Raw genomic sequence first — 18,282 nt, forward strand, 5'->3', positions numbered from 1 at the left:
TTAAAAAATATAAACTATAATATTTGTTTCTAAAATAAATTTTTATTTATAAGATTTACAATAATTTTTACACTAATTGTAAATAATAATAAATTACAGATAAATTTAGCAATTGTAACTCCAAATCCTACAAACAGTATGGAAAATCAAAGTACACTATTTTTTTGTGGAATTAAGCTTGGATAGAAAGTTCTATATCATTCAAATATAAAAGTTTGATTATATAAAAAAGATAAACTAGCAGAAATAAAAGTTGCCAATATTCCACTAATTACTATTATTCATAAATAGTACTTCATTTTATTGTGTGATTTTGCTCTAAATAATAAAGTTCTTTTAAGAAAAAAGAATATAACAGCAAATGCTATTAAAAAAGATAAATCAGATAATGTCATTGCAACAACACCAACTATATCACTTCCTAAGGGAAGAGCAATTCTCATAAAATTTACTAATATATTTATAATTGTTGAATAAACAATATTTGAACATAAGTATATAAATAAAATTCCAAAAAATGATAATTCTATTGTATAAAATCCCATAATTAAAAGTCCACCAATAACATATTTACTAAAAATAGTTAATATAATTTCAACTGCAAATAACATAGATAATAAAGTAATTTTTTTTATATTTAATTGAAAATTATCTTTTAAAACTAATCTTCAATTATATTTATTGATTTCTGCAAAATCATATTTGTGATTTCAAAAACCATATTCATTTTTCATTTATAAGCTCCTTTAATATAAAAACCCCATTCAAATATAAAATGGGGCTTTTATATAAAACAAAAATTAATCCATAGGATTTTAAATTTCTTAGGTACTTTCTCTCATCCGGACTTTACCGTCGGTTTCAGAATTTCACTGAATCATACTTTAAAAAGTTCATAGACTTTCACTATCGGTAAGGAATTGCGCCTTGCCCCGAAAGTACTCACAAATTTATTATATACTAAAATTTAAAAAACTAATAAATTCTAATTTATAAAAATTATAATTTATATTTATAATTTTTATAAATTACTATATAATATTTAAGAACATATAGAAAGGAGAAAATTATGGAAAATAAAAATCACAATATTCCAGATCATGATGATGAAAAAGAGGTTAAAAAAGATCATTATCATGATGAACATCATTTTGATGCTCTAGGTAACCATGATGATATAGAAGAAGAAGATTTTCACTGAAAAAATAGTTTATTTACAAGTAGAAGAAATTTAACTTTTAAAATAACTTTAACAGGTGTATTTCTAGCACTAGCAATAGCTGTTTCAGCATTTGAAATGTCAATAGAAGCTATTTTAGAAAAAATACAATTTAAAGGAGTTCCAATACCTTTTAGAATATTTGACTTAATAGTTATAACATTATCACTATCAGCTTTAGGACCAATATTCTCAGGTCTAATAGCTTTTGTAGCACCATTTATTCACTTAGCAGATGGGTTTCATAATCCAATATCTGTTGTTATTGATTGTGTTGGATACTTTATATCAATTTGAATAATATGATTTTTCTATTACTTTGTATTTAGAAATTCTAGTATACATAAACATCAAGTAAAAAGTGTAGATCGGTTTAAAAGATGAACACCAATTGTTGCATACGTTTCTATTATGACAATAGTTTATACATTATTAGTTTTTGCAATTATGTATTTAAATACTTCTTTTGAACATTATCATGAAGAACATAATCACTTAGTTACAAATATTTCATCATTTCATTTAGAAAGTGAACATGATCATAATCATGGTCATTGAAAAGATATTGTAAAAAACTTAGGAGAATTTATTGGAATTATTTCAGCCATTGAGTTTATTAGATTTTCAATTTGCTACTCACTATTTGCATTAATTGAACCACAAGTTAAAAAAATAAATCATTATTACAAATAAAAAAATATTTGTTTAATAAAATACAGTCTTTTTATTAATATTTGATAAAATTAATATATAAAATTCAAATAGATTAGTGAGGAAAATAAAAAATGGCTGGAAAAAAACCAACATATGTTTCTATGGATTTAGGAACAGCTTATACTTTAGTATACATAGCAGGACAGGGAATTGTTTATAATGAACCATCAATAGTGGCTTATAAAATAAGAGAAAATAAAATAATTGCTGTTGGTTCTGAAGCATATAAAATGATAGGAAAAGGGAATAAAAATTTAAGAATTGTTAGACCTATGGTTGATGGTGTTATTACTGATATAAAAGCTACACAAGCACAACTAAATTATATTTTTGCAAGATTAAGATTGGAAAAAACATTAAAAGGAAGTGTAATGGTATTAGCTTGTCCATCAGTTATAACAGAATTAGAAAAAACTGCACTTAAAAAAATTGCACTTAACTTAGGAGCTTCAAATGTATTTATTGAAGAAGAAGTTAAAATGGCTGCATTAGGTGGTGGAGTAAATATTTATGCTCCATCTGGAAACTTAATTATTGATATGGGTGGAGGAACAACTGATGTTGCTGTTATAGCATCAGGTGACATAGTTTTATCTAAATCAATTAAAGTTGCTGGAAACTACTTAAATGAAGAAGTTTTAAAATTTGTTAGAGCTCAATATGGAATGGAAATTGGAGTAAAAACAGCTGAAACAATTAAAATTAGTATTGGTTCATTAGCAAAACAAGCTGATGAAAAATCAATGAAAGTTTATGGGCGTGATGTTGTTTCTGGATTACCAAGAGAAATTACAATAACTCCAGAAGAATTAAGAGAATTATTGAAAATTCCTTTATCAAGAGTTATTGAATTAACAGTTCAAGTGCTTGAATCAACTCCACCTGAATTAGCAGGAGATATTTTTAGAAATGGTATTACATTGTGTGGGGGAACTGCTTTAATTAAAGGTATAGAAAAATATTTTGGAGATACATTACAATTGCCAACTAAAGTTGGAGAATTCCCACTATTGGCAGTTATTAATGGAACAAAAAAATATGAAGCAGAAATTTATGAAAAATTAAGAACTGCAAAAACTGAATTAGATTATTAGAAAATGCTTTAATGCATTTTTTTATTTAAATTAATGGAAAAAATTCTAAAAAAAACTATTTTTTTATAACTTTTTTTATTTGTATGCTATAATAAAAATGAAATTACAAGAAGTTGTAATTCTCATATATCAATAATAAGGATATTAAAATTGTTCAAAAGAAATCTTGATTATCTTATTTTAGAAAATATTAATAAATTTATTTTAAGTTAGTAATATAAAATTTTTAATAATTTAAAAATTTTTAAAATAGATAATAAAAAAAATTCTTATTAAAGAATTTTTTTTATTATCTATTCATCACCAATTTTAACAGCACCAGTAGGACAAACCATTTGGCATTCTACTAATTCTAGATCATTTTCATTTGCTTCTGCAAATCCATCATCATCTATGAAAAGAGTATCTGTTTCATCTATTTGTACACAAGCCATGCATCCTATACACATTGACTTATCTATTCAAGTTTTTTTCATAAAAAAACATCTCCGTTTCATTAATATAATAACAATAATTTCCAATATTTCTATATTTAATTTATAATATAAATTAATGGGGTGAAAAAAGTGAACCTAACAAGAATGGAACGTAATAAGGAAATTCACGAGAAAGTTAGAAAAGAAATTTCATATAAGAAAAACATTCAAGATGAAAAATCAGTAATTCATTCTACTTTTGAAAAACTTAAAAAAATTGATTTAGATTTTTTTAAAGAAAAATTAGCAATATTTGATGCTAAACATGAGTTTGAAAAACCATATCTTGACAGAGATAAGTCATCTTGCTTATTTCCTGAAGAGATTAAATATGAAATGAAACTAGAAATTTCAGAACTTAAAAAACTTGGAAAGTCTGAAGTTATAAATAATCCTAAAGTTGAATCAGAAGAAGAATCATTTACTTTAAAAAGTGAAAAGTATATTAATTTATATAGAAGTTTACAAGCAAACGAAAAAAATTTTCAAAAAAATATAGATAAATTAAAAGAAAAACAAGCAGGTCTTAAAATTATTCCTCAAGATATTTCAATGACTACTGTTCAACAAGTAAGAAGCAAAGATAATAGAAGTACTCAACAAATGATTCTTGAAGTTAACGATAAAAATGAAAAAGGTCAAAGTAGGGTTATGAAAACTTGAAAAATCTATGAAAGAAAATATAGATTTAGATGATCATTACCTGTTTTAATAGTTTTAGCAATTTTAATGATTTTAACTATAATAATTCCAATTTTCATTGTTAAGGGGTAAAATAAATATGAAAAATATTAATATTGCTGTAGATGGAACAGCAGGATCTGGTAAAAGTACTGTAATGATTAAAGTTGCAGAAAAATTAAAAATGAACTTTATTGATACAGGAGTTATGTACCGTGCTTTTACAAAATTGTGCATTAAAAATGGTGTAAATTTTTCTTGTGATAATGAAATTCAAGCTCAAATAAAAAATTTTAATTTTAAATATATAAATGAAAATTCAATATTAGTAAATGATATTGAATATGGAAAAAATATTTCTGACTATGATGTTGCAGAAAATATTAAATATGTTGCAAAAAATAATGAAGTTAGATCTTTTATGGTTAAAGTTCAAAGAAGAATGTCAGAAAAGAAAAATAATATAGTAATTGGAAGAGATATAACAACAGTTGTCTTACCTGATGCAGAATTAAAAATATATTTTGATTGTTCTATAGAATCAAGAGCAAAAAGAAGATATGAACAAAATAAAACAAAAAATATTGTTCCAAATATATATGAAGATATTTTAAGACAAATTGAACAAAGAGATGATTATGATAAAAAAAGAGCAGTAGGAGCTTTAAAAATAGCAACAGATGCTTGGTATATTGATACTAGTAATTTAACTATAGAAGAAGTAATTAATATGGTTTTGAAAAAAATAGAAGAAATTAAATAATTTTTTATAAGTAAAAGAGGTGTAGAAATATGGCAAGAAAAGGAATTGTGGCAGTTGTTGGAAGACCAAATGTTGGTAAATCTACACTATTTAATAGAATAATTAGAGAAAAAAAAGCTATAGTTGAAGATAAACCTGGTGTAACAAGAGATAGAATGTATGGAAAAGCAGAGTGATTAACACTGCCTTTTATTGTTGTTGATACTGGAGGAATAACTTTACAAGATAGTCCTTTTTCAAAGGAAATAAAAATGCAAGCTGAAATAGCTATTAAAGAAGCAGATGTAATTATTTTTGTAATTAATTTTAAAGATGGGATTACTCAAGAAGATGAAATGGTTGCCAAAATTCTTTATAAAACTCAAAAACCAATTATATTAGCTGTAAATAAATATGATAAAAAGGAACAATTTGATGAGTCTTTTACTTTTATGACTTTAGGTTTTGGAGAGCCTTGCTTAATTTCTTCAACACATGGTATTGGAATTGGAGATTTATTGGATAAAGTAATTGAAAGTATGCCTAAATTTAATGAAAATCATGAAAATGAAGAATTAAAATTAGCAATTGTTGGAAGACCAAATGTTGGTAAGTCAAGTTTAGTAAATGCTCTTGTTGGAGAAGAAAGAATGATAGTTTCAGATATTGCAGGAACAACAATTGATGCAGTTGATAGTAAAATTAAATATAATGGTAATGAATATACAATTATAGATACTGCTGGTATGAGAAAAAAAGGTAAAATCTATGAAAATCTTGAAAAATATAGTTATTTTAGATCTATTAGCAGTATTAATAAAGCAGATATTGTGCTTTTAGTTTTAGATTCAAGTGAGAAAGTAGCAGATCATGATACAAATATTGGTGGAGTTGCTTTTGAAGAAAATAAACCTATAATAATTATTGGCAATAAATGGGATTTAATTTCTAATAAAGATACTAATACAATGAAAAAGAAAGAAGAAGAAATAAAAGCTTACTTCAAGTATTTAAATTATGCTAAAGTGCTATTTTTATCAGCAAAAGAGCATAAAAGAGTAAATAAAATTTTTGATGTTGTTGATTTAGTTCAAAAGAATATTAAAAAAAGAATTCGAACAAGTTTATTAAATGAAATTTTTAATAAAGCACAGTTGATAAACCCAGCTCCAAATCATAATGGAGGAAGATTAAAAATATTTTATGCTTCTCAAGTAGAAGCTTATCTTCCTACTTTTGTTTTGTTTGTAAATAATCCAGAATTTGTACATTTTTCATATAAAAGATTTTTAGAAAATCAAATTCGCTCACAATTTGATTTTAGTGGTGTACCAATTACAATAATTTTTAGGGAAAGGAAATAATAAAATGATAAAAGAAAGAATATCAATAATAGGTACAGGAGCGTATGGAACAGTATTAGCAAATGTTTTAGCTGATAATGGTCATGACGTATTAATGTATGGTATTGAAGAGTCACAAGTTGACGATATTAATAATAATCATTTAAATTCAATGTTTTTTAAGGACTTATTAATAAATTCAAATATAAAAGCAACAACAGATTTTGCAGTTGCTATGGAAAAAGCTAATATTGTAATTTTAAGTGTTCCTACATTTGCATTGGATAATGGAATTGAAAATATAATTAAATATGGTAAGCATGAAATGCATATTATAAATGTTGCAAAAGGATTAGATGAAGAAAACTTAGATGTATTAAGTAAAAAAATTAAAAAAAAGTTTGAAGGTACAGGAGTTATGAAATCTTATGGAGCTATTTATGGACCATCAGTTGCAATAGAAGTTATTATGAGAAAACCAACTTGTGTCATGAGTTGTAATGAAGATGAAGAAATAGCAAAATATATGGCAAATATTTTTTCAAATGAGTATTTTATTGTTAAAGTTTCTACAGATATTATTGGTTGTGAAATTGCAGCTGCCTTAAAAAATGCAGTAGCTATTGCAACAGGGATTTTACATGGTTTTTCAGCTGCAGATAATGCAAAAGCATCTTTAATTACTATTGGAAATGCAGAAATTTATAGTATTGCAAAGCACTTTGGAGCAAAAATTGAGACATTTATGAATTTTGCTACACTTGGAGATCTTATTTTAACTGCTTCATCTATAAAATCAAGAAATTTTTCATTAGGTGTACAGATTGCAGAAAATGATGATGCAAAAAAAATACTTACTTCACATAAACATACTGTTGAAGGGGTTTTATCTTGTAAACTAGGATATGAAATTTCTAAAAAGTATAAAATTAATACTTCAATGTTTGAAATACTATATAAAATACTATACAATAATTATAAGCCTAGTGGGTTAGTTAATGATTTTTTCAAACACGCTAAGGTAGTATAGATATAAGGGGTGTATAAACCATGACAAAAAAAGATTTATCTGAAAAATTATTAACAGAGTTTGGTAGTACAAAAGCTGAATCAGAAAGAATGATTAATTTTGTATTTGATGAAATATCAAGTGCATTAGTTAAAAAAGAAGAAGTTGCTTTAGCAGGGTTTGGAAAATTTGTTACTTCTGAAAGAGCAGCACGTGAAGGTGTTAACCCAGCTACTGGAGCAAAAATTAAAATTGCAGCAACAACAGTTGCTAAATTTAAAGTAGCTAAACAATTAAAAGAAGCAGTTGCTAAATAATAAAAGTATTTTAAAAAAAACTTGCTAAAAGCAAGTTTTAATTTTGAAGAAAAATGTTTGAATTATTTAAAATAGGCTTAATAAGTAAAAAAGCTCTTTTAATTTTAAATTACTCTAAAATTAAAATTAATGAAAACCAGTTAGCTATTCTATTAATTATTATGGAATTATCAAATGATGATCAAAAAAACTTTACACCATTACAAATTGCTCAGCATATGATGATTTCCAAAGAAGAAATAGAGAAAGAAATTTCAGAATTATTAAAGAATAGAATTATTAAACTTGAACAAAAAGGCAAAAAAACTATTCTTGATCTCACACCATTATTTAATAGACTACTTGTAGAAGTGGAAGAAAAACACTCTAAATTAAAAAATGATAATACTTATAATTTTATTGAAAAAATTTTTAATTATGAACTTAATAAACAGGAAATAGAAAAAATTGAGAATTTCATTGAATTAGGTATTTCAAAACCAAAAATTATGTCAATAATTGATGAATATAAAATTAATAATATAAATGATCTATTTAAGAAGTTAGAAGAGCAATCTAAAAAAACATCAGTAAAAATTACTATGTATAACTGATTAAATGATTAAAAATTTGATTAAAATCAAATTTAATACCTGAAAAATTTATTTCAAAGAAATTATCTTTGAAGTATTTGTAGGATATTTTTTTATTTTCAGCTTTTCTTATTTCATTTATATGTAAAAAAAATAACTTTTCATATAAATGAAAATAAACTAAAATAAATCCAGAACCATTATTTTTATTAACTAAATTTAATTTTTCTATTTGATGTTTTTTAATATTATTTAAGTTAAAAAAATCCTTTTCTTTTTCTTTAGCTTCAAATTCAATATAAATTTCATTTCAAAGACCTATATAATCACAAAAATAGTTTTTATTTAATCTAGCTGTAACTATATTGTTTTCAATAGAAATAATATTGTTATTTATAGGCATCTTGTATATAAAACCATTTGATGAGTCTAATAAATTAATACTGTTATTTATAATTGTTTCTAAATACATTCCTTTATTTTTAATAATCATATTATCACCTAATTTATTAATCGTAATATATTTACAAAAAATTATAAAATAAGATACAATAAGACTAAATAGGGGACTAAGAAAATGGCAGATTATATTAAATTATCAAAACAAGATATTTTAGATAAAGACTTTGAAGTAGAATATAAAGGTTATAAAGTAGAAGAAGTTGACTCTTTTTTAGATATGATTGCAGAAGATTATAAAACATTTTTAGATAGAGAAATTAAAAAAGATGAAAAAATAGCTCTTTTAGAAGAAGAAGTTAAGAGAGTAACCAATGATTTAAAACATACACTTGCTAACTTAAAACTTACAGAAAATCAAATTGAAGAATTAGCAAGAAAAGGACTTAATAGTTCAGATCTTATTAAAAGAATCTCTAATTTAGAAAAAGATACATATAATAAATAATTTGGTATAAAATAAAGATTGAGATTAAATCTGAATCAACTGCTATATTTGTAAAATAATATAGAGGAAACTCCACGCTTGCACATTCTGAGATGAATGTAGTGATTGTGCTAGAGGAAAAAATAACTCTATGTACCAATTTTATTGGTAACGACTTAAGTAAAGTCTAAGGGTATTTATACCTATGATAAGCTTTTTAAAGTGCCACAGAGACGATTAACTAGAAATAGTGAAATGGAACGGGTAAACTCCACAAGCAAGAAACTCAAATTTTGGTAGAGGAGCTTAAGGGTGAGGAATTCAACAAACCTTTGGGATTGCATATGCAATAGATAGATAGTTGATACACGAAAGTGTTACAAAACGTGGGTTATGATGATTTAATTTCACTATATTTTTTAAGGATTTGTATATGAAAAAATTATTTGAATATTTAAAATTAAATAATTTAACAATATCTAGCTGTGAATCATTTTCAGGTGGATATTTTGCAAATGAAATAACAAATTTATCAGGATCAAGTAATTACTTTAAAGGAGGATTTGTTTGTTATACTGATGAATTTAAATCACAAATTTTGCAAATTGATATAGAAATAATTAAAAAATATAGTGCGGTTTCTTTAGAAACTTTAAATTTAATGTTATCTAAAAAACAAGAAATATTAAAAACAGATATTGTCTTTGGTTTTACTGGTTTTTCAACTCCAATTGATGATAATCCTTTATCTGGATTAAGTTATGTTGGTTTTAAAATTAAAGAAAAAATATATACATATGAATTTAAAGTTTTAGAAGATATTTCAAGAAAAGAATATAAAAAAAGAGCTTGTAATTTTGTTATAAATAAGTTATTAGAACTATAATTTTTTTCTTATATTTGTCGATTATGACAAATGAGGAGGAAAATTATGATAGAAAAAACATTAGAAGAAAATAAAAATGAGGTGCTTTTAAATATGAATAATAATATTTATGATGATCCGGCTTTTAAAAGTGTCTTAAAAGATATAGAAAAAAATTTTGGAAAAGGTTCAATTATGAAACTTGGTGATACTGTAAATTCAGCAATTGATGTAATTCCAAGTGGGAGTTTTTTATTAGATAGAGCAATTGGAGTTGGAGGTTATCCAAAAGGTAGAATTATAGAAATATATGGTCTAGAATTCAGTGGTAAAAATACACTTTCTTTACATGCAATTTGTGAGTCACAAAAAAATAACGGAAGAGCTGCATTTATAGATGCAGAACATGCTTTAGACCCAAGATATGCACAAAACATTGGTGTAGATATAAAAAATCTTGTTGTGGCTCAACCAGATTCAGGTGAGCAAGCTTTAGATATTTTAGAAATGTTGGTTAAATCAAATACAATAGATATTGTAGTTGTTGATTCAGTTGCAGCTCTTGTTCCAAAAGCTTAATTAGATGGGGAAATGTCAGATCAACAAATTGGTTTGCAAGCAAGATTAATGTCTAAAGCTTTAAGAAAGTTAAATGGTATTGTTTCAAAAACAAATACAACTATTATTTTTATTAATCAATTAAGAGAAAAAGTAGGAGTAATTTTTGGAAATCCAGAAATTACTCCTGGAGGTAGAGCTTTAAGATTTTATTTCTCTTTAAGACTTAAAGTGAGAAAAGGTGAAACTATTTCTATAAATGGAGAAGCAACTGCAAATAAAGTAAAAATAAAAGTAGTTAAAAATAAAGTTTCTCCACCTTTTAAAACTTGTCAAATAACAATTGCATATAATAAAGGTGTAGAAAAAGATTTAGAAGTTATTGAAATGGCAACAATTTATAATATTTTAACAAAAGCAGTAGTTTGATATTCTTATGGTGAAGAAAAAATAGTACAGGGAAAAGAAATTGTAAGAGAATGATTTATTAATAATCCTGATAAATATGAGGAAATTCAAAATAAATTAAAAGACTGTATAGAATAAAAAAAATCGAAATTAATTTCGATTTTTTTTATTCTTTAAACTTCTACTGAATCGTTTCTACTAATTGTTTCTTCATCTGTAACACTTGGTTTTAAAACCTCATTTTTTTGCATTTTTTTATATCATTTAAATTGCCCTTCAAACGGATATAATTCTCTAACTTTTAAAATAACTTCTGGATAATATTTTTTTTGCATTTTATTTCAATTATATCCTTTTTTATTTTGTTTTTTAAATTGTTCTGTTTCTGTTTTCATGTTTAGTTCTTCAAATGCTCTTAAAACTTGTTTTCCTTTATAAGAACCAAATCTAATTTCTTTATTTCTTTGAGTACTTAATAATAAACCCAAACTATACATAAATACTGCAAATATTGCTAAAATTCCTGCTTGTTTTAACAAATAAAGTGTATCTGAACTGTTAAATCCGTTTTCTCCAATTCCAAATATAATTGAACCTATACCTTGAATTGAAAATCTATATTCTGATAAGAAACTTATTCCATAGAAAAAATCAAATTGCATAAAACTTGGAAATGTTCCAGAACCTGCAGCAATATTTATAACTAAATAAATAATAACTAAAAATTTGGAAACCATTTCATCTGTAAATGCAAATCATAAAGCCTGAATTGTAATAACAAATATTAATTCTATATAGAGTAATCATAATCATAGTGAAAATAATGCTGCAGAACCAATTGCTGAATATCCAGTTAAAGATAGTACAGCAACAAGTAAACTAACTTGAATTATACCTGTTGTATACATTAACATCGTTTTTGTAATAAACCATTTCTTAGCTGATAAATTATGACTTCGTTTTCCTCTATCATATATAAAAGTTTGCATAAACGTTCCAACAAATAGTCCTATACATATAAAAAATTCACCAAGACCAATTCCATATATTCCATTTCTAGCACCTTGTTGATCAAAATTAATCATATTTAGCTCTTCTTTTGAATTACTATAAATGTATTTAATAATAGCCAATATTAATTCTTCTCGTCAACTTTTTTGAAGATAATTGTTTTGATTATTTTTTGTTTCTTTTATTTCATTTTTAATTGCTTCAGCTGCTTTTTCATCAAATAATTTATCAATTATTTTTAATACAATTGAAGCTCTATATTCATAAATACTTTTCATATAATAGCCAAATATAAAGTTTCTTTCATAAGTTGTTCAAAGATCCATTTTTACTTTAGGAGAAGGTACTAAATTAGAATCAAATTTTAAAAAAGTTCCTATTTTATATACTAAATATTCTAATGTTCCTGTATTTAATTTTAAGTCAACATAATATTTTTTGCCTTTTCATTTTTTGTTAATTTCTTCTTTAGAAGAAATATAGTGGATATTTGTAAGTGACATTCCTTCTTTTATTTCATTTGAACTAAAAATATTTTTCTCATCTTCAACTCCTTGTTTTTTTGCAGTTAAATTTGATTTTAAAAGATCTCAAATATTTATTGGCATAATATAATCTTTAAAACCTTCCTTAGGTTTTAAATAATTTCCTGTATTTGTTCTTAATTTATTAGATTCTTCAGATATTTCTGCTTTTTTAATAGCTTCTTCTATAGTTGATGTATTTTTTGTAGTTAAAGCATCATTATTTTCATCTCTTAGAACTCCAAGTTCATATTGTTTTAAAATTGTTCCTGGTTTCTTATAAATTCAAACTGTATTATCTTCATTCATTATCGCAATAGGTGCTTTTCCAAGATTATCAATAGGATTTCAAAATCCTAAAATACAAGTAATAGCATAAATAATAGGTATTATTGCAATACCAAAAAATTTAATCAACCTTTTTTTTGATGAAAGAACTCTTGAAGATAACTCAATTCAATAACCTTTGAATATACCTTTCATGTTATTTACTTCTTTCTAATTTTTTTAAAACTCAAGTTGTCATTAAGTTTATTTATAATAAATAGTATTTATAAATAAACCTAATTATTGTAAAATAATATTGTTGTAAATGCAACACCACGCTTTCTAGGATTGGAGAAACAATGCTAGTTACAAATTTAGAAGAAAACATATATATTGCGGTTTTAACTATATTAATATTATTTTTAAGTATAACTATTGGCTTTATAGTTTATTTAGTTAAATCTCGCCGTCGCAAATATATTTTACAAAAAATAAAAGGCGAAGCTAAAAAAATTAAAATGAATATAATAGCAGAGGCAAAAGCTGAAGCAGACTTTATTAAATTAAATGCTGAAAATGAAATTAAATATATTCAAGAAAAAATTCTTTTAGAGGAAAATGATTTAAAAGTAAAGCAATTAAAAATTTATGAAGAATTAAATGATTTAACTAAAAAAGAAGAATTTATAATTGAAGATAAAATTAATCTTAATAAAAAAATAAAAGAACTTGAAATTGAAAGAAAAAAAATATTATTGTTATTAGAGAATATTTCAAATTTAACTGAAGAAGAAATTAAAAATGAAATATTTAGTTTAATAGAAAAAAAATATTTGAGTGATTTTTCAAAAAAAATCAAAAATTATGAAGAAAATTTAATTAGAAATTCTCAAATGAAAGCTTCTAAAATTTTAATAGAAGCAATGCAAAGTATTCATATTGAAATTACCTCAGAAAAAAACACAACTTTTTTTGAACTTGAAAATGATTCTTGAAAAGGAAAAATAATTGGTAAAGAAGGAAGAAATATTAAAACTTTTCAATCATATGGTGGAGTTGACATAATTATAGATGATACACCAAATAGAATAACTATTTCATCTTTTAATCCAATTAGAAGAGAAATTGCTTATTTAACCTTGCAAGAACTTTTAAAATCAGCAAGAATTCACCCTGCAACTATTGAAGAGCAATTAATTTTGCAAGAAGAAAAATTAGAAAAACATTGTTATGAGATTGGGTTAAATATATTAGAAGATCTAAAAATAGATGATTTTCCAATTGAAATAATTACAATGCTAGGAAAATTAAAATTCAGACATAGTTATGGTCAAAATGTTTTACAACATTCAATTGAGGTTGCTACTATTGCAAAAAATATTGCTAAACAAATTAATTTAGATGAAAAAATAGCTCTTAAATCAGGACTTTTACATGACATAGGGAAAGCTGTGGATTTTGAAAAAGAAGGAAGTCATGTTACATTAGGTGTAAATATACTTAAAAAGTATAATATGGATAATATAATTATTAATGTTGTTGAATCTCACCACAATGATGTAGAAAAAAATACCTATTATGCTGAAATAATTGCTATTGCTGATGCAATAAGTGCAGCAAGACCAGGAGCAAGAAATAATGATTCAGAAGATTATTTTATAAGAATGAAAAATTTAGAAGATATTTGTTTAAAACAAAATGGAGTATTAAAAGCCTATGTTTTAAAATCAGGAAGAGAAATAAGAGTAATGGTAAATCCAAACATTATTGATGATTACAGTATGAAAAAACTTTCTTTTAAAATAAAAGAAGAAATTCAAAAAATTAATAAAACTCCTGGAGATATTTATATTACAATTATTCGAGAAAAACGTGAAATTATTATATTATAAAACACCAAGAAAAAGGTGTTTTTTGTTATAATTATTTGTGATTGGAGTGAAACATATGGGATTTAGAGATTTTTTAGCAAATAAAATGAAAAAATCTATTGAAAAGAACTTAAAGAAAAGTACTTTAAATAGTGAAAATGTAAAAGAAGTATTAAGAGAAATTAGATTAGCTCTTTTAGAAGCTGACGTTAACGTAGATGTTGTTAAAAGATTTATAGCTAATGTAGAAAAAAAATCTGAAGGAGTTTTTATTGAACAAGGAGTTAGAGCAGATCAACAAATGATCAAAATAGTTCATAAAGAACTAGTTGATATTTTAGGAAAAACAAATAAACCTTTAGAAATTGATAAAAAACCTTCAATTATAATGATGGTTGGATTACAAGGAGCTGGTAAAACTACAACAGTAGGAAAACTTTCTCATTTAATTTCTAAAAAAAATAAAAAGAAAACTTTAATGGTTGCTTTAGATATTTATAGACCTGGAGCTATTGACCAATTAGTTGAATTAGCTCAAAAAAATAATTTGGATGTTTTCGAACAAGGAAAACAAGATCCAATTAAAACTGCTAAACAAGCAATTGATTATGGACAAAAAAATGGATATGAAGTAATAATTTTAGATACTGCTGGTCGTTTACAAATAGACAAAGAATTAATGAAAGAACTAAATGATATTAGAAAAGCTGTTTCTCCTCAAGAAATAATTCTTACAGTTGATGGTATGACAGGGCAAGACATAATAAATGTTTCACAAGAATTTAATAATTTATTAAAATTAACTGGAGTAATTGTTACAAAACTTGATGGTGATGCTCGAGGAGGAGCAACATTATCAATTACAGATATAACAAAATTACCAATTAAATTTATTGGTGAAGGTGAAGGCATTTCTGCTCTTGCTGAATTTCATCCAAAAAGAATTGCAGATAGAATTCTTGGAATGGGTGATGTTGAAACTTTATTTGAAAAAGCAGCAGATGTTATTGATCAAAGAACAATGGAAAAAACCATGAAAAGAATGTTTGCTGGTCAATTTGATTTAGAAGATTTAAAAAATCAAATGGAACAAGTTGCTAAAATGGGAAATCTTGGAGGAATAATGAAAATGATGCCAGGATTAAATGGAAAAATAAATGAAAATCTAATTAATCAAGCACAACAAAAACTTTGAGTTGCAAATATCTTAATGAGTTCTATGACTTTAAAAGAAAGAAGAGAACCTAGACTTTTAAAAGCTATAACTAGAAAACAAAGAATTTTAAAAGGTTCAGGTAGAAGTGAAAAAGAATTTAATGAATTACTAAATCAATTTGATAAAGGTAAAAAACAAGTTCTTGAAATGTCTAAAGCATTAAAATCTGGAAAAATGCCTAATATGGGTGGGTTAAAATTTTAAACTAGATATTTTTCTAGATTTTTTTATTTTTAAATATATAATTTTGATAAAGGAAATTTTAAAAAATGGAAAAAAAATTAGTTGTAATAACAGGAGCAACAAGTGGAATAGGAAAAGAATTAGCTAAATTATTTATTAAAAATAAATATCCAGTCTTACTTTTAGCTAGAAGAGAAGAAATACTTAAGGAATTTCAATCAGATAATGTAATTATTTCTAAAGTTGATGTTACAAATTTTGATGAATTTAAAAAAGCAGTTAGACAAGCAGAAGCAAAATTTGGTTTAACAGATTTAATAATAAATAATGCTGGAGTTATGTATTTAGATAAAATATATAATTTAGATTTAAAAATGCAAAATGAAATGTTGGATATAAATGTAAAAGGTGTACTTAATGGAATTAATATTGTTATAAATGATATGAAAAATAGAAATACAGGAACAATAATAAATGTTGGAAGTGTAGCAGGAAGATGAACAAGTGAAGATAGAGCAATTTATAATGGTAGTAAATTTGCAGTGAGAGCTATAACAGAACAAACTAGAAAAGAGATGGCAAAATTTAATGTAAGAGTTCTTACAATTGAACCTGCTTTAGTTGATACAAATCTTTCAAAAGGAACTATTAATTCTGAAGTAATTAAAAATTATCAAGATTGAAAACAAAATTTAGATAAGGGTCTTAAAAGTTCACAAGTTGCTGAAGTTATTTTTTATATGTATAAAATGCCTCAAGAAATATCTTTAAAGGAAATAGTAATTAGTAGTACAAAACAGTCAATATAATATTTTTAATTTTATATACAAAAAAACAAAAAAAGATTTCTTTAGAAATCTTTTTTTGTTTCAATTTTTTTAACTTCTTTTTCTTGTTGAGAAATAGCTTGTAATTTTCTATTTGCCTCTTCGATAGTTTTTCTAGTAATTTCTTTTTCTTCTCTTCTTTTTTCTGCTTCTTTAATTATTTTTCAACGCCCATCTTTCATTGCGTCTGACATTAGTAATATAGAAAGAATAGAAATATCAAATATTTGTTCAATAACTTTTTCTGTGTGTTTTCTTTCCTTAGCAGATAAACTTTCAGATTTATATTTTTGTAGTGTTTCAACTTCTTTTAAATATCAGTCTGTAAATTCTTTACCAAATTTTTGATAAATTACAGTACTACCTTCAGATATAAAATAAGAAATGTTTTTAAATAAATTTAATCTTATTTCTGCATCTTTATTTGATGTTGCTCTAAATTGTTGAATAACATTATTTAATCTATTATCGTGATATTGATTTGATATTTCTTCAACAATAACTCTTGTAGAATGACTTACTAATTTTCAAATTGGTTTTTTATTTGCAGTTTCTGATTCTACAAATTTATAATTCATAGCCTTTGTATATTTCTTAATACGTAAAGGCAAGATATACATATCGTATGAAATATATTCTGAATATCTTCATTTTCTTGCAACTATTTCTAAGATTATATTATATACCATTTCTAAAATAGTTAAGTTCAATATTTTTTCATTTAGTGTAAATTCTAATTTATTCATTTTTAATAGTTGATAATATTCAAATCCATAATATTCAAGTGAAATCATATTAAAGTAAGTTTGAACTGTTGAGTTATTCAAAATTGCAGAATATGAAAATTGAATATCGGGAATAAGAGCATCAATTATATTTTCAAATTGTGGTATATAGTCTAAAATAGATTGAAATTGCTTTTTTTCTGCCATAAAATCTTCTCCAAAATCATAAATATATTTTATCATAAATTTGTTTAAATAAGTATTGTAAGTGTATAATAAGAGTGGTTTTAGGAGAAAAAATGAAAATAAAATTAATTTGTTTTAATAAAATAAATAAAGAATTTAAAGAACCTTATGAATTTTATATTAATAAAATACAAAAACACTGTGATCTAGAAATAATAGAAATTAGTGAATTTGAACATGTAGATATAAAATCTAATATGATTAAAAACGAACAAATTATATTTTCAAAACTTAAAGAATTGAAAAACTTTGAAATATTTTTATTAGATATTAACGCAAAGCAGTACAGTTCAGAAGAAATAGCTAAACTTTTAGAAAAGAATAAAAATTACAAGGGTGGCAATATTTGTTTAATAATAGGTCCAAGTGATGGATTTAGCAAAGAATTTAAAAGTTTATATCAAAACAAAATAAGTTTTGGTTTAATAACATTACCTTATAATTTAGTAAGAATAGTTTTATTAGAACAAATTTATAGAGGTTTTAAAATATCAAAAAATCAGAAATATCATAAATAGATTATATTAT

At 24.2% G+C, this 18,282-nt stretch carries 19 protein-coding genes, 1 other RNA gene, 1 pseudogene and 1 riboswitch; of the genes and pseudogenes, 16 read left to right on the forward strand and 5 right to left on the reverse strand.

The genetic code is table 4. The features are described from left to right. Positions 1–29: 29 nt before the first annotated feature. On the reverse strand, positions 30–734 hold the full coding sequence (locus AACK92_RS01900; protein WP_339021445.1) for an ECF transporter S component: 705 nt from the start codon (positions 732–734) through the stop codon (positions 30–32). Positions 735–826: 92 nt separating this feature from the next. After that, a riboswitch (FMN riboswitch) is annotated at positions 827–944 on the reverse strand. Positions 945–1,069: 125 nt separating this feature from the next. On the opposite strand from AACK92_RS01900, the gene AACK92_RS01905 reads away from it, so the two are divergent. Both AACK92_RS01905 and AACK92_RS01910 read left to right on the forward strand, forming a co-directional pair. Beyond that, positions 1,070–1,912 carry an ECF transporter S component gene (locus AACK92_RS01905; protein ID WP_339021447.1) on the forward strand — a complete coding sequence of 281 codons (843 nt, stop codon included), beginning with the start codon at positions 1,070–1,072 and terminating at the stop codon, positions 1,910–1,912. A gap of 92 nt (positions 1,913–2,004) precedes the next feature. Further along, positions 2,005–3,027 (forward strand): rod shape-determining protein, encoded by a 1,023-nt coding sequence (locus tag AACK92_RS01910; RefSeq protein ID WP_339021449.1) that lies wholly within the window; start codon positions 2,005–2,007, stop codon positions 3,025–3,027. A 293-nt stretch (positions 3,028–3,320) separates the two neighbouring features. On the opposite strand, the gene AACK92_RS01915 is transcribed toward AACK92_RS01910, so the two are convergent. Next, positions 3,321–3,503: a ferredoxin gene (locus AACK92_RS01915; RefSeq protein ID WP_339021451.1), complete on the reverse strand. Its 183-nt coding sequence runs from the start codon at positions 3,501–3,503 to the stop codon at positions 3,321–3,323. A 105-nt stretch (positions 3,504–3,608) separates the two neighbouring features. Between AACK92_RS01915 and AACK92_RS01920 the strand changes: the two genes are divergently transcribed. The 6 genes from AACK92_RS01920 to AACK92_RS01945 are packed head-to-tail and all read left to right on the forward strand — an operon-like array spanning position 3,609 to position 8,200. Then, positions 3,609–4,277, forward strand: a complete 669-nt coding sequence (locus tag AACK92_RS01920; protein WP_339021453.1) for a hypothetical protein — start codon at positions 3,609–3,611, stop codon at positions 4,275–4,277. A gap of 7 nt (positions 4,278–4,284) precedes the next feature. Next, positions 4,285–4,947: a (d)CMP kinase gene (gene cmk, locus AACK92_RS01925; protein WP_339021455.1), complete on the forward strand. Its 663-nt coding sequence runs from the start codon at positions 4,285–4,287 to the stop codon at positions 4,945–4,947. A 29-nt stretch (positions 4,948–4,976) separates the two neighbouring features. Beyond that, positions 4,977–6,290: a ribosome biogenesis GTPase Der gene (der, locus tag AACK92_RS01930; protein ID WP_339021457.1), complete on the forward strand. Its 1,314-nt coding sequence runs from the start codon at positions 4,977–4,979 to the stop codon at positions 6,288–6,290. Between the two features lie 4 nt (positions 6,291–6,294). Then, positions 6,295–7,299, forward strand: coding sequence for an NAD(P)H-dependent glycerol-3-phosphate dehydrogenase (locus AACK92_RS01935; protein WP_339021459.1), 1,005 nt, complete (start codon positions 6,295–6,297; stop codon positions 7,297–7,299). 20 nt (positions 7,300–7,319) lie between these two features. After that, positions 7,320–7,595 (forward strand): HU family DNA-binding protein, encoded by a 276-nt coding sequence (locus AACK92_RS01940; protein ID WP_339021462.1) that lies wholly within the window; start codon positions 7,320–7,322, stop codon positions 7,593–7,595. Between the two features lie 53 nt (positions 7,596–7,648). Continuing rightward, on the forward strand, positions 7,649–8,200 hold the full coding sequence (locus tag AACK92_RS01945; RefSeq protein ID WP_339021464.1) for a DnaD family protein: 552 nt from the start codon (positions 7,649–7,651) through the stop codon (positions 8,198–8,200). Here the strand turns inward: AACK92_RS01945 and AACK92_RS01950 are convergent. Next, positions 8,175–8,660, reverse strand: coding sequence for a Holliday junction resolvase RecU (locus tag AACK92_RS01950; RefSeq protein WP_339021467.1), 486 nt, complete (start codon positions 8,658–8,660; stop codon positions 8,175–8,177). The genes AACK92_RS01945 and AACK92_RS01950 overlap by 26 nt on opposite strands. 84 nt (positions 8,661–8,744) lie before the next feature. Between AACK92_RS01950 and AACK92_RS01955 the strand changes: the two genes are divergently transcribed. The 4 genes and pseudogenes from AACK92_RS01955 (at position 8,745) to recA (ending at position 11,022) form a co-directional block, all read left to right on the forward strand. Continuing rightward, entirely contained in the window at positions 8,745–9,074 is a 330-nt protein-coding gene (locus AACK92_RS01955; RefSeq protein WP_339021469.1) for a DivIVA domain-containing protein, read from the forward strand. A gap of 27 nt (positions 9,075–9,101) precedes the next feature. Continuing rightward, an RNA gene (rnpB, locus tag AACK92_RS01960) (RNase P RNA component class B) lies at positions 9,102–9,452 on the forward strand. A 34-nt stretch (positions 9,453–9,486) separates the two neighbouring features. Then, on the forward strand, positions 9,487–9,939 hold the full coding sequence (locus AACK92_RS01965; RefSeq protein WP_339021471.1) for a nicotinamide-nucleotide amidohydrolase family protein: 453 nt from the start codon (positions 9,487–9,489) through the stop codon (positions 9,937–9,939). Positions 9,940–9,984: 45 nt separating this feature from the next. Then, positions 9,985–11,022 (forward strand): annotated as a pseudogene (gene recA / locus AACK92_RS01970) (recombinase RecA). 35 nt (positions 11,023–11,057) lie between these two features. On the opposite strand, the gene AACK92_RS01975 reads toward recA, so the two are convergent. Further along, the gene (locus AACK92_RS01975; protein WP_339021472.1) at positions 11,058–12,902 is read right to left on the reverse strand and encodes a hypothetical protein; all 1,845 of its coding nucleotides are present in this window, start codon (positions 12,900–12,902) and stop codon (positions 11,058–11,060) included. 143 nt (positions 12,903–13,045) lie between these two features. Between AACK92_RS01975 and rny the strand changes: the two genes are divergently transcribed. The 3 genes from rny (at position 13,046) to AACK92_RS01990 (ending at position 16,765) form a co-directional block, all read left to right on the forward strand. Next, positions 13,046–14,578 (forward strand): ribonuclease Y, encoded by a 1,533-nt coding sequence (rny, locus tag AACK92_RS01980; RefSeq protein WP_339021474.1) that lies wholly within the window; start codon positions 13,046–13,048, stop codon positions 14,576–14,578. Positions 14,579–14,633: 55 nt separating this feature from the next. Next, positions 14,634–15,977 (forward strand): signal recognition particle protein, encoded by a 1,344-nt coding sequence (gene ffh, locus AACK92_RS01985; RefSeq protein WP_339021475.1) that lies wholly within the window; start codon positions 14,634–14,636, stop codon positions 15,975–15,977. A 65-nt stretch (positions 15,978–16,042) separates the two neighbouring features. Then, positions 16,043–16,765: an SDR family oxidoreductase gene (locus AACK92_RS01990; RefSeq protein ID WP_339021477.1), complete on the forward strand. Its 723-nt coding sequence runs from the start codon at positions 16,043–16,045 to the stop codon at positions 16,763–16,765. Positions 16,766–16,806: 41 nt separating this feature from the next. Here the strand turns inward: AACK92_RS01990 and AACK92_RS01995 are convergent, their stop codons facing one another. Then, positions 16,807–17,715 carry a hypothetical protein gene (locus AACK92_RS01995; RefSeq protein WP_339021479.1) on the reverse strand — a complete coding sequence of 303 codons (909 nt, stop codon included), beginning with the start codon at positions 17,713–17,715 and terminating at the stop codon, positions 16,807–16,809. A 92-nt stretch (positions 17,716–17,807) separates the two neighbouring features. On the opposite strand from AACK92_RS01995, the gene AACK92_RS02000 reads away from it, so the two are divergent. Beyond that, positions 17,808–18,272 carry a 23S rRNA (pseudouridine(1915)-N(3))-methyltransferase RlmH gene (locus AACK92_RS02000; RefSeq protein WP_339021481.1) on the forward strand — a complete coding sequence of 155 codons (465 nt, stop codon included), beginning with the start codon at positions 17,808–17,810 and terminating at the stop codon, positions 18,270–18,272. Positions 18,273–18,282: the final 10 nt, after the last annotated feature.

This window comes from Spiroplasma endosymbiont of Atherix ibis (assembly GCF_964020005.1).
GTDB lineage: Bacteria > Bacillota_I > Bacilli_A > Mycoplasmatales > Mycoplasmataceae > Spiroplasma_A.